Origin of the sequence: Sphingobium sp., assembly GCF_035511395.1 — a bacterium.
In the GTDB taxonomy this organism is placed as follows: domain Bacteria; phylum Pseudomonadota; class Alphaproteobacteria; order Sphingomonadales; family Sphingomonadaceae; genus Sphingobium.
Genome location: NZ_DATKFP010000208.1, coordinates 1 through 11,825, shown reverse-complemented (window position 1 = coordinate 11,825; position 11,825 = coordinate 1). Strand labels below are relative to the sequence as shown.

The 11,825-nt window shown below is 62.6% G+C and carries 9 protein-coding genes; 6 read left to right on the top strand and 3 right to left on the bottom strand.

The features are described from left to right. Positions 1–394: 394 nt before the first annotated feature. Positions 395–2,743: an arylsulfatase gene (locus VMR39_RS14590; RefSeq protein ID WP_325416712.1), complete on the top strand. Its 2,349-nt coding sequence runs from the start codon at positions 395–397 to the stop codon at positions 2,741–2,743. A gap of 71 nt (positions 2,744–2,814) precedes the next feature. After that, the gene (locus VMR39_RS14585; RefSeq protein ID WP_325416711.1) at positions 2,815–4,437 is read left to right on the top strand and encodes a thiamine pyrophosphate-binding protein; all 1,623 of its coding nucleotides are present in this window, start codon (positions 2,815–2,817) and stop codon (positions 4,435–4,437) included. A 55-nt stretch (positions 4,438–4,492) separates the two neighbouring features. Here the strand turns inward: VMR39_RS14585 and VMR39_RS14580 are convergent, their stop codons facing one another. Next, positions 4,493–5,437, bottom strand: coding sequence for an NAD(P)-dependent oxidoreductase (locus VMR39_RS14580; RefSeq protein ID WP_325416710.1), 945 nt, complete (start codon positions 5,435–5,437; stop codon positions 4,493–4,495). 20 nt (positions 5,438–5,457) lie between these two features. After that, positions 5,458–6,222, bottom strand: a complete 765-nt coding sequence (locus VMR39_RS14575; RefSeq protein ID WP_325416709.1) for a class II aldolase/adducin family protein — start codon at positions 6,220–6,222, stop codon at positions 5,458–5,460. 237 nt (positions 6,223–6,459) lie between these two features. Between VMR39_RS14575 and VMR39_RS14570 the strand changes: the two genes are divergently transcribed. From VMR39_RS14570 to VMR39_RS14555, 4 genes are all read left to right on the top strand, one after another. Continuing rightward, entirely contained in the window at positions 6,460–7,431 is a 972-nt protein-coding gene (locus VMR39_RS14570) for a thiamine pyrophosphate-dependent dehydrogenase E1 component subunit alpha (RefSeq protein WP_325416708.1), read from the top strand. A 13-nt stretch (positions 7,432–7,444) separates the two neighbouring features. Then, positions 7,445–8,455 (top strand): alpha-ketoacid dehydrogenase subunit beta, encoded by a 1,011-nt coding sequence (locus tag VMR39_RS14565; protein ID WP_325416707.1) that lies wholly within the window; start codon positions 7,445–7,447, stop codon positions 8,453–8,455. An 11-nt stretch (positions 8,456–8,466) separates the two neighbouring features. Further along, entirely contained in the window at positions 8,467–9,888 is a 1,422-nt protein-coding gene (locus VMR39_RS14560; RefSeq protein ID WP_325416706.1) for a 2-oxo acid dehydrogenase subunit E2, read from the top strand. 131 nt (positions 9,889–10,019) lie between these two features. Next, positions 10,020–10,733, top strand: a complete 714-nt coding sequence (locus tag VMR39_RS14555) for a TetR/AcrR family transcriptional regulator (RefSeq protein WP_325416705.1) — start codon at positions 10,020–10,022, stop codon at positions 10,731–10,733. A 97-nt stretch (positions 10,734–10,830) separates the two neighbouring features. Here VMR39_RS14555 and VMR39_RS14550 read toward each other — a convergent pair. Next, positions 10,831–11,825 (bottom strand): SRPBCC family protein (locus tag VMR39_RS14550; RefSeq protein ID WP_325416704.1); only part of this gene is annotated, 995 nt, incomplete at its 5' end.

Here is an 11,825-nt window from a genome sequence, read left to right as displayed (position 1 = left end):
CCATCGCGCATGATGGGCAGGCCATCGTCACCAGCCGATCGGACTGAATCGGTTAACGCGCGGAGTCAGATTTCATTGCTCACTGTGCATCCTGTCTTCGGGCCTTGGCCTGAAGGCAGCTTTACCTCAGCGTCATCTGATCCCAGGCTTCTGCCAGGCCGTTAACAGGCCTTTTCCAATATTCCGACAGCGCGTTGCCTGCCCCATGAGTGGAGCAGGGCACCCTGACGTGCAAGTTTCGTGCTGGCGACCGCGCATCGTCTGACGCTTATGATCCGCCCTCATTTTGGCAGCTGATGCAATTTTCGTCTCTTGCCTTTTTCCGAGGTCGTCGTAATTATAGCACGTGGTGCAATATCATGATCCAACATGGTGCAGCCAAGAGAGAGAGCAGGTGTCTAAGGTTCAGGCGTCGAAATGGACGGTTTGTCGCATGGGGTTACGGGCATTGGCGGGTGTCAGCAGCGTCGCGCTGATGCTGGGAGCGGCATGTGCGCAGTCTCCGGCGCGGCAGGTCATCACCGCCCATTCGCCTGAAGCGGGCGCGCCACCTCCGGCCTGGCCGGTACTGCCCCATGCGGCGAAAGGCGCTCCCAATGTGCTGTTGATCATGACCGACGATGTCGGCTTCGGCGCGAGCAGCACCTTTGGCGGCGCGATCCCCACTCCGGCCTTCGACATGCTGGCAAAGGCTGGCGCGCGCTACAACCAGTTCAACACCACCGCGCTCTGCTCGCCCACGCGCGCCGCGCTGCTCACAGGGCGCAACCCGCATATGGTTGGCATGGGCGAGGTGACGAACAATTCGACCTCCTACCCCGGCTATACCTCGATCATCCCTAAGTCGGCCGCGACCGTCGCCCAGTTGTTGCGCGACGGTGGCTACAGCACGGCCATGTTCGGCAAAGGGCATATCACGCCGGACTGGGAGCAAAGCCCGGTCGGTCCGTTCGATCGCTGGCCCACGGGCCTTGGCTTTGACTATTTCTATGGCTTCCTGAATGCCGATGCCGATCAGTTCGTGCCGGCGATGGTCCGGAATACGACGCCGGTCGATCCGGGTACGGGGCGCACCGACTATATTCTCGACCAGGACCTGGCCAATGAGGCGATTGCCTGGATCGACCAGAAACAGTCGCTGGCGCCCGATAAGCCTTTCTTCGCCTATTATGCGCCGGGTTCCGCGCATACGCCGCATCAGGCACCCAAGGAATGGCTCGACAAATTCCGCGGCAAGTTCGACGGCGGTTGGGATAGGCTGCGGGATGAGACTTTTGCCCGGCAGAAGAAGATGGGTGTGATCCCCACCGGGGCGAAGCTGACGCCGCGGCCCGACGGTTTGCCGGCATGGGATAGTCTGACCGCTGATCAGAAGCGGCTCTATGCCCGGCATATGGAGGCTTATGCCGCGACGCTGGCCTTTGCCGATCACCAGATCGGCCGGGTCATCCAGCATCTGAAAGACATCGGCCAGTTTGACGATACGCTGATCATCTACATCCAGGGCGACAATGGCGCGAGCGCGGAAGGTACGCTGGACGGGCTGATGTACGAACAGTCGCTGCTGGGGCGCAAGCAGGAGACGATGGACTATAAGCTGGCCAATATCGACAGGATCGGCACGCGCGATCTTTACGCGCACAATCCCGCACCCTGGGCCTGGGCGATGAACAGCCCGTTCCAGTGGTACAAGCAGGTCGCATCGCATTTCGGCGGGACGCGCAACGGCCTCGTCATGTCCTGGCCCGGCCATATCGAACAGGGCCAGACCGTCCGGTCGCAATATCATTTCGTGACCGACATCATGCCTACCATTCTAGACGCGGCGAAGGTCACGCCGCCGGCCGAATATGCGGGCGTCAAGCAACAGCGGATCGACGGCGTGTCGATGGCCTATACCTTCATGCAGCCAAAGGCAGCATCGCACCGCAATGAGCAGGTGTTCGAGATGCTGATGAATTTCGGTATCTACAAGGATGGCTGGTTCGCCGGCACGACGCCCGCCCGCTTCGCATGGGAAACGGGCAAGGTGGTGAATATCCCCGCAGATGAACGTAAATGGGAATTGTATAACGTCGCGAAGGATTTTTCGGAGGCGAATAATCTGGCGGCCAGGGAGCCGCAGAAGCTGGCCGAGATGCAGAAAGAATTCTGGAAGGTCGCGGCGGAAAATCAGATCCTCCCAATCCACAACAGCATTGCGGGCTTCGGCATGGAGGGGCGCCCGTCGTTGACCGAAGGGCGGACCGAATTCGTCTATCGCTCGCGTATACGTCGGGTGGGGCTGAACACCGCGCCGCCGATCGTCAACCGTTCTTTCACGATCGAGGCGGACATCATAGTGCCGGCAAATGGCGGTACGGGCGCGATCGTGGCGCAGGGTGGCAAATATAGCGGTTACAGCTTCGCCATGGTCGATGGAAAGCTGGAGTTCGGCCATAATGCGGTGCCGCCGCGTATCTCGGTGGTTCGGGCAACCGAGCCGCTCAGCCCCGGCGCGCATCATGTCGTCGTCGATTTCAAATATGATGGCGGTGGCATCGGCAAGGGCGGCGTGGCGACTATCCTGTCCGATGGCAAGCAGGTGGCGCAGGGCCGGATCGAAGAGACGATGCCGCGCTGGCTGTCGCATACCGAGGGATTCGACATCGGTGCCGACACGACCTCCCCCGTCCTGCCCGACTATCAATCGCCGGCGGAATTTCCCGGCGAGATCAGCCAGGTCAGGATCCGCCTCAAATAAGCAGGAACAGCCGCTTTCCCAATGGGAGGAGCGGCTGTTTTCACATCCAACATCGGACAAGGGTAGTGAGAATGAAGGTGCATGCAGCCATAGCACAGGCTCTCCGCGACAATGGTGTGGACGTGCTGTTCGGCCTGATCGGCGACGCCAATCTCTACATGGTCGACAGCTTCGTGCGCGATTGTGGTGGGCGCTTCATCTCCTCGGCCAACGAAGCGGGCGCGACGCTGATGGCGCTGGGCTACAGCAATGTCGCCGACAGGCTTGGCGTCGCGTCGGTCACACATGGCGCGGCCGTCACCAATACGGTGACGGCGCTGGTCCATGGCGTGAAGGCGCGGGTGCCGATGCTGCTGCTGATTGGTGACACGGCGGTCGCCGATCGGGAAAATTTCCAGAACACACCCCAGCGCGACCATATCGTGGCGACCGGCGCAGGCTTTGAACAGCTGCGATCTCCCGCCACGATTACGCAGGATGTGGCGACCTGCATCCGCCGGTCCTTTGCCGAAAGGCGGCCGATCGTCCTCAACATTCCCGTGGAGTTCCAATGGCTGGACGCGGAATATGAGGCGAAGCCCTGGAAGCCGGTCGACGGGCGATTCACGGTTCCCGAAAGCGACGATCTGGACAATGCCATCGGCGTCATCGCCGCCGCTCGCCGTCCGGTGGTGCTGGCCGGTCGCGGCGCGATCAGCCCGGAGGCGCGTGCGGCGGTGTTGCGTTTCGCCAAACGGATAGAAGCGCCGGTGACTACGACCCTTCAGGCGAAGGATCTGTTTCGGGGTGAGGCTTTCGACCTTGGCATCTGCGGTACGCTGAGCCAGCCTGCCGTCATCGACACGCTGGTGGAGGCCGACTGCATCATCGCCTTCGGTGCCAGCCTCACTCCTTACACCTTGTCCCATGGCGCCTTCGCCAAGGGCAAGCGCTTCGTGCAGGTGGACAATGATCCGGCACAATTTGGCCGCTATATGACGCCCGACGTCGGCATATTGGGCGATGTCGCCCGCACCGCGGACCTGTTCACACAATGGTTGGACGCCGCCGAGATCGAGGGCGCGAAGGCGCGGGACGATCGGCTCGCAGCCACGCTTGCGGCCGCGTCCCCCTGGGAGGGGATGGTCGAACCATTACCCGAAGAGCCTGTCGACATGCCGCGCGCTATCTGGCTGCTGGAACGGGCCTTCCCACGCAATCGCACGGTGGTGACGGACGGTGGCCGCTTCCTGACCGAACCTTGGAAGAATTTGCGCGTACCTGATCCGCGCCAATTCCTCATCACGCTCGCCTTCGGATCGATCGGCCTGGGCATGGGTCATGCCATCGGCGCGGCGTTGGCCAAGCCTGATGTGCCGGTGCTGCATGTCACCGGCGATGGAGGCTTCGTGCTGGGCGGCCTCGCTGAATTCAACACGGCGGTCCGGCACAAGTTGGATGTCGTCACGGTCATCTGCAATGACGGCGCCTATGGTGCCGAGCATATCCAGTTCCGCAACAAGAATATGGACCCGGAATTGTCGGTATTCGAATGGCCCGATTTCGCCAAGGTGGCCGATGCGCTGGGCGGGCGGGGCTTTTCCGTGTCGACCTTCGGCGATATGGATCGGGCGATCGCCGCGATCGAAACGCGCGATCGCCCGATCCTGATCGACATGAAGTTCGATCCGGATGCGATGCCGCCACTGCCCTGACGGAAGCGGGCAGGGCGATATAATCGAAGATCGTGCCGCCCTGAAGCGCCGAAATTCAGACGATTGCACTCGGCAGCGGCTCGCCGTGCAGGAAGGCCGCGATATTCTCCGCGCATCTATATTTGGCCTCGGCCATGGCGCGCTCGGCCCATGCACCGACATGGGGCGTCATGACGAGGCTGTCGATATGCCGCCAACGCGTTCCATCATGCGGCTCGTCCACGAACACGTCCAGACCGGCGCCGGCGATGCCTCCCATTTCCAGCGCCATCAGCAATGCCTGCTCGTCGACCAGCGATCCCCGCGAGATGTTGACCAGATAGCCGCGCGAACCCAGCGCCTCCAATATGCGCGCATCGATGATGCCTTGCGTTTCGGCGGTTGCCGGCGCTGCCACGATCAAGGCGTCGCAATCCCGCGCCAGATGCTGGAGGGAGGATGCACGCGGCCAGGGGGCGTCGGGCTTGTCGCGCGGCCCCCACCAGCTGATGGCCGACCCGAAGCCGGCCAGCCGGCGTCCGATCGCATTACCGATCGCGCCCAATCCAACGATGCCGCATCGCATGCGCGACAGAGACGGAACCATCGGCAACAGCAAGCCGCCTTTCCAGGCGCCGTCCCGCACCATCCGATCGGCGAGCGGGATCTGGCGCACGGTAGCGAGCAACAAGCCGAGCGCCATGTCCGCCACATCCTCGTCATTGACCCCTCGGCCGACTGTCACCCGCACACCCCGCCGGCGCGCTCGTTCGACATCGATCCCGTCATAGCCGGCGCCAAGGCAAGCGATCAGGCCCAGATCGGGGAAATCCCAGACCGCCTCCTCCATCGGCGCGCCGCCGGCCGTGATGACGGCACGCACGCCGCGCCCGTCGCCGCGCGCATAAGCGGAAAGATCGCCGATGCTACTGCGTGGAACAAGCGTGCAGCAGGCATCGAACGCATCGACGACATCCAGATGCTCCAGATACAGGAGCACGGATTCTCTGACGGCGGTCATCGCATCCATGTCAGTTGCGGTCAGTCACGATAATCGGGGCGGGTCCGGTCCAACTCGCGCCGCAACGCGACCCAGTCCATTGCCCCGTTGGGCTTGCCGCCCCAATTATAGGTCTGCTCATGCACCAGATCCTGAAGTCGATCATCGAGCAGCCGCACCTGGGCGCCGCCACTCAACGCCGCGATCTGGATTTCGCAGGCGCGCTGCGTCTGCATCATCAGCCAGAAAGCCTCACCGACCGTGCGGCCGACCGTGAGCAGACCATGGTTGCGCAGGATCAGCACATCCTTGTCGGCCAGGTCGCGCCGAAGCGTCTCGCGCTCCGCCTCGATCAGCGCGACGCCTTCATAATCATGATAGGCGAGCCGTCGGCCCACCAGCAGGGCCTGCTGGCTGATCGGCAGCAATCCCTGTTCCTGCGCCGCGACTGCAACGCCGGCTGCGGTATGCGTGTGCATGACGCAGGTCACGTCCGGCCGTGCCGCATGGATGGCGCTGTGGATCAGATATCCCGCCGGATTGATGACGCCGCCGGGGCTGCGCACTTCGCCTTCCAGCGTGACCTCCACCAGATTGCTGGCGGTCACTTCATGAAACAGGCTGCCGAAGGGATTGATGAGGATGCGCTCTTCCGCGCCCGGCAGTCGCGCCGAAATGTGAGTCGCGATGAGATCGGTCATCTTGTGCAGATGGGCGAGGCGATAGCAGGCGGCGAGATCTTCGCGGATCGCCCGCTCATCCTCAACCGTCGCCGCGCCGTCCAGGATTTCAAATGCCGTCGCCATATGCGTGTCTCCACTCTCGCGGGGCCGCTTTCGTGCGGCCTCAAAACAATCCATATGGCTTGTTATTATATGCTATGCTCGGCTACGTCCACTCCGACCATCACATTTCCAGCTTATTTCGCAAAAAAATAACACATGTGTCGTTTTCACTTGCAGAGCGCCTCTCGCCTTGCGATCTAGCGATTATCGACGCGGCCGGCAGGCGCGCGGAACCGTGGCGCGAACAGGAGAGTGAGAATGCAGCTCAGCCGCGAGCGCATGTTGCAGGCCTATCGGCAGATGAAGGTGATCCGCGAGTTCGAGGAGCGCCTGCATGCGGAAATCCAGACTGGGGAAATCGCCGGTTTCACCCATCTCTACAGCGGTCAGGAAGCCGTCGCCGTCGGCGTATGCGAGCATCTGACCGATGACGACTATATCATCTCCACCCATCGCGGACATGGCCATTGCATCGCCAAGGGTTGCGACGTGAAGGGAATGATGCAGGAAATCTATGGTCGCGCCGGCGGGCTGTGCAAGGGCAAGGGGGGCTCGATGCATATTGCCGACGTGGAAAAGGGCATGCTGGGCGCGAACGGCATCGTCGGCGCCGGCGCGCCGATTGCGGTTGGTGCAGGCATCGCTGCCAAACTGGACGCCAGGGGTGGCGTGTCCATCGCCTTTTCGGGCGACGGCGCCTGCAACCAGGGCACGACGTTCGAGGCGATGAACATGGCGGTGGTGTTGAAGCTGCCGGTGATCTTCCTGTTCGAAAATAATCATTATTCGGAACATACCGGCGTCGACTATGCGGTCGGTACGGCGGGCGATATCGCCAGTCGCGCAGAGGCCTTCGGCATGAAGGTATGGCGCGGCAATGGCTGCGACTTCTTCGATACGTTCGATGTGATGCGTGAAGTCATCGACTATTGCCGTGCCGGCAACGGTCCGGCCGCCGTCGAACTGGATACCGAGCGCTTCTTCGGCCATTTCGAGGGCGATCCGCAGCGCTATCGTGGCACGGGCGAACTGGACCGCATCCGCGAGGAACGCGACTGCCTCATGAGCTTCCGCACCAAGGTGACGGAGGCCAAACTTCTCGACGCGGCCGATCTCGACGCGCTGGATGCCGATGTGCTGGGTCTGATAGACGCATCAGTCGCGGAGGCGCGCGCCGCGCCCAGGCCGTCACCCGACGACGTCCTGACCGACGTCTATGTGAATTATTGAGGGGGAGGGCATCATGGCAAGAATGCAGCTGCGCGAGGCGATCAACCTCACCCTCCATCAGGAGATGGAACGCGACCCCAATGTCATCTGTCTGGGCGAGGATCTGGTGGGCGGCATGGGCACCGCCGGTGGTCCCGAAGCGATCGGTGGCATCTGGAAGACGACGGCGGGTCTTTATGATAAATTCGGCGCCGGCCGGGTGATCGACACCCCGATTTCGGAAAGCGCGATCATTGGCGCCGCGGCAGGCGCGGCGCTTGCAGGAAAGCGCCCGGTGGCCGAACTGATGTTCGCCGACTTCATCGGCGTCTGCCTGGACCAGATCTGGAACCAGATGGCCAAGTTCCGCTACATGTTCGGTGGCAAGACCACATGTCCGGCCGTCATCCGCGTCGCCTATGGCGCGGGTCGCAATGCCGGGCCGCAGCACAGCCAGGCGGCCTATGCGATGATGACCGCCATTCCGGGGCTGAAGGTCGTCATTCCGTCCACTCCGGCCGAAGCAAAGGGGCTTCTGGCGACTGCCATTCGCGACGATGACCCGGTGCTCTTCTTCGAACCGAAAGCGCTCTATGCGACCAAGGGCGAAGTGCCGGAGGAGGAATATCTGATCCCCTTCGGCCATGCCCGCTCCGTGCGCGAGGGCGAGCATGCGACCATCGTAACCTGTGGCCAGCTTGTCGGCACGGCGGAACAGGCCGCCGATGCGCTGGCAAAGGAAGGCATCAGCTGCGACGTGCTAGATCTGCGCACCACCAGCCCGATCGATGAGGAAGCGATCCTCGATTCTGTAGAGCTGACCGGCCGCCTGATCGTGGTGGATGAAAACCCGCCACGCTGCGGCCTTGCCGCCGATATCGCGGGCCTTGTGTCCAGCAAGGCCTTCGCCGCCTTGCGCGCACCGATCCAGATGGTCACGCCGCCGCATACGCCGGTACCCTTCGCGCCGGAACTGGAGCAGGCCTATCTGCCGTCGGTCGCGCGGATCGATGCCGCCGTGCGTGCCGCCATTTCCTACCGCTGAAAGGACGCGCCATGAGCAAGCTGCGCGCATTCACCATGCCCAAATGGGGCATTGAGATGACCGAAGGCGTCATCGCCAACTGGGAGATCGCAGAAGGCGCGTCCTTTGCCAAGGGCGACCTGCTGACGCTGATCGAGACCGACAAGATCACCAATGAGGTGGAGGCGGAATATGATGCCTTTGTCTGCCGCTTGATCGCTCAGCCGGGAGAGACCTATCCGGTCGGCGCGCTGCTGGCCGTGTTCGGCGACGGCGCGGCTGACGCCGGGGTGGTGGACAGCTTTGTCGCCAGCTTCGGTGGTGCGGCTGCACCTCCGGTCGTCGGGAACGACGCTCCGGCCCCGGCGGTGGCGGCGCCTGCTGTTCAGGTACCGATCGACAATAAGGTCATCAGCCCCGGTGCCGTCAATCTGGCGCGCCGCGACGGCATCGACGTGTCGGGCATCAACGGATCGGGTCGCAATGGCCGGATCACGTTTCAGGATGTCGATCAGGCGGGCAAGGCTCCGGTGGCGCTGCCCTACGGCGCCCCGGTCTCGATCACGCCAGTGGCGGGACTGGACCAATATTTCGCTTCTCCGCTCGCCAAGCGGGTTGCGTCCAGCCACGGGGTCGATCTGGGCAAGGTCGCGGGCAGCGGACCGCGCGGACGCATCAGCAAGGCCGATGTACTCCAGCATGTCGTTCCCACCACGCCCGAACCAGTTGCTGCGGCGCCGGTTGCAGCAACCACGCCGTCGCCAATCCCCGCAGACGGCGTGCGTGTCGTCAGGATGTCGCCGATGCGCAAGGCGATCGCCAGGCAGTTGACCCTGTCGAAATCGACGATCCCGCATTTCTACCTGCGCAACAGCGCAGCGATCGATGCTTTGCTGGCGATGCGTGAACAGGCCAAGCGCGCGACCGGGGCCGCCCCGTCGATCAACGATTATCTGGTGCGCGCCTGCGCACTGGCGCTGGTCCGCCATCCCGACATCAATGTGCAGGTCCATGGCGACGAGATTCACCAGTTCGGCCATGCCGACATCGCTGTGGCGGTGGCGACCGACAAGGGGCTGCTGACCCCGATAATTCGTGCCGCCGATACCAAGAGCGTTGCGGCAATCTCCGCCGAGGTGAAGAGCCTCGCCGAGCGTGCCCGCGCCGGGAAGCTAGCCCCCGAAGAGTTCCAGGGCGGCAGCTTCTCCATCTCCAATCTGGGCATGTTCGGCATCGACACGTTCGACGCGATCATCAACCCGCCGCAGGGCGCCATCCTGGCAGTCGGCGCGGGTCGCCAGTCGGCGGGTGCGGCGAACCACGCGCTTCAGTTCAGCACCCGCATCCAGCTGTCGCTGTCCTGCGACCATCGGGCCATTGACGGGGCGGTCGGGGCAAAGTTCCTGGCCGAACTGACCGCGCTGATCGAGATGCCGGAGGAACTGACCCGCTGAAAATGCGGGCGCTGTGCAGAAATCGGCCGAAATATGGCTTGGCTACGATGCCGGCGCTTGTGGAATCCACATCGGCGTTGGATATTGCCGAAGATGCATCAGCCCGATCGGGCATGGGGAGGCGATATCGAATGCCCGAAGTGAAGCTTGTCGATCTGTCGGAACTGGAGCCGGCCGGACTGGCGCGTCCGGACGCAGGTCTGCAACAGCGCAAAAGTTCGGACACGCGGATCGCCATTTTGGAGGCCGCGATCGATTGCCTTGCGGAACTGGGCTATTCGCGCACGACCAATCGCCTGATCGCCAAGGAGGCGAAGGTATCGCGTGGCGCCATGCTGCATCATTATGCGACCCGGCAGGATCTGATCGAGTCGGTGATCGACTATGCCTTTTATTGTCATATGGAGGAATTTGGTCGCGCGATCCGGGGTCTGTCCGATCAAGAGCGCAAGCGCGACAATAGCGGTATCGCGCTCGATTGGGAACTGTTCCTGTCCCGCCCGCACAAGGCCTATCTGGAACTGACCATGGCTGCGCGCACGGACGAGGAACTGCGCGCCATCTTCGTGCCGAAGGCGCAGCGCCACGATCGCATCTGGTGCGATCAGTTGCTCGCCGTCTTCCCCGAATGGAGCAATGATCTGGAACTGCTCAATCGCTCCCGCCGCGTGGTGACGGCGATGATGAGCGGGATGATCCTCAACCGCGACATCTGGAACGACAGTGCCATGGAGCAGACGCTGCTTCAGTTCCTGGCGGATATCCTGATCAGGCTGCGCGAGGGGGAGCTGGCCTTCGCAGCGCCGCCATCACCCGCACCAAAGAGGCGGACAAAGGCAGGATAGCAGGAGCCCGTTCCCCACCGGACGCCGGATGCATCGCACAAGAAGGGCGGCCCATGCACCGGACGGGCCGCCCTTCCTGTCATGTGGCATCAGCGCCTCACTTCACCGGCGCATGCTTGTCCAGCCAACGGTCGAGATTTTCGTGGAAGAAACGCACGCGCCGTTCCTGTCCAGCCAGGCATTCGCGCTGGAAACCGCGCGAATGCAGCGCCTTCTGCTGCTTGCCCCAGATCGCCACATCCTGGTCGATGGTCGGCCCCATCGTATAGTCGCCCGCCTTGCCGGTCTGGTGCGGGGCTGGCACGTCCAGGCTCACCGTGTCGCGCAAGGTCGGTGAATAATAGGTGGTCTGCCCTTCCGGAAAGAGGTTGAGGAACCACATGTCGAAATAGCATTTTTCCGGGTCGGTCGGGTGCGGGCGCGCCCGCAGCCAGATATTGCCGTCCGGCTTCAGGCTGAGCGACAGGTTCGGAAAAAGCGTATAATGCCAGTTGTCGGTCAGCATATTGTCGTCATAGCGGGAGAAGTCATAGCCCTTCTCCTGGCCCAGCAGGCGCTTCTGCTTTTGCAATGCCGCCCGCAGATCATGCATGCGTCCCCGGAAATCCTCCGGGTCGAGACCCCAGAATTTGAGATGCTCGCCCAGTTGGCGGATCACTTCCGGTTCGCTGCCGCGCACGGTCTGGCTCGGCTGGCCGCCGGGCATCAGCATGCGGCTGTGCCCGCTCTCATACAGGTCGAACTGCGAGTAGAGGTAGGAAAATTCCGCGACGAACTTCAACTGCGGATGGGCGTGGAAGACATGGTAGGACTCGTTGAAATTGTCCTGCACCAGCTTCCAGTTGAAATCGCCCTCGACCGTGACCCACAGGGTGCGGACCATCTGGTCCATGGGATAGGCATCCATCTGCTCGGCCACGGGCGCCAGGAATTCGTGCAGCGGTTCGCAGTCGTCATCCATGTTGAACCAGACCATGCTGCCCCATATGTCGGACTTGATTTCGACCAGCTTCTTTTCCATGCACTTGGCTTCGGTGGGAAAGTCGGGCAGGTCCGGCACCGTTTTGATCTGCCCTTCCAGGCTGAACGACC

What these genes read in the sequence shown, in the direction of transcription:
- VMR39_RS14585 (WP_325416711.1), top strand. Translation starts at nt 2,815, where the DNA reads ATGAAGGTGCATGCAGCCATAGCACAGGCTCTCCGCGACAATGGTGTG.
- VMR39_RS14580 (WP_325416710.1), bottom strand. Translation starts at nt 5,437, where the DNA reads ATGACCGCCGTCAGAGAATCCGTGCTCCTGTATCTGGAGCATCTGGAT.
- VMR39_RS14575 (WP_325416709.1), bottom strand. Translation starts at nt 6,222, where the DNA reads ATGGCGACGGCATTTGAAATCCTGGACGGCGCGGCGACGGTTGAGGAT.
- VMR39_RS14570 (WP_325416708.1), top strand. Translation starts at nt 6,460, where the DNA reads ATGCAGCTCAGCCGCGAGCGCATGTTGCAGGCCTATCGGCAGATGAAG.
- VMR39_RS14565 (WP_325416707.1), top strand. Translation starts at nt 7,445, where the DNA reads ATGGCAAGAATGCAGCTGCGCGAGGCGATCAACCTCACCCTCCATCAG.
- VMR39_RS14560 (WP_325416706.1), top strand. Translation starts at nt 8,467, where the DNA reads ATGAGCAAGCTGCGCGCATTCACCATGCCCAAATGGGGCATTGAGATG.
- VMR39_RS14555 (WP_325416705.1), top strand. Translation starts at nt 10,020, where the DNA reads ATGCCCGAAGTGAAGCTTGTCGATCTGTCGGAACTGGAGCCGGCCGGA.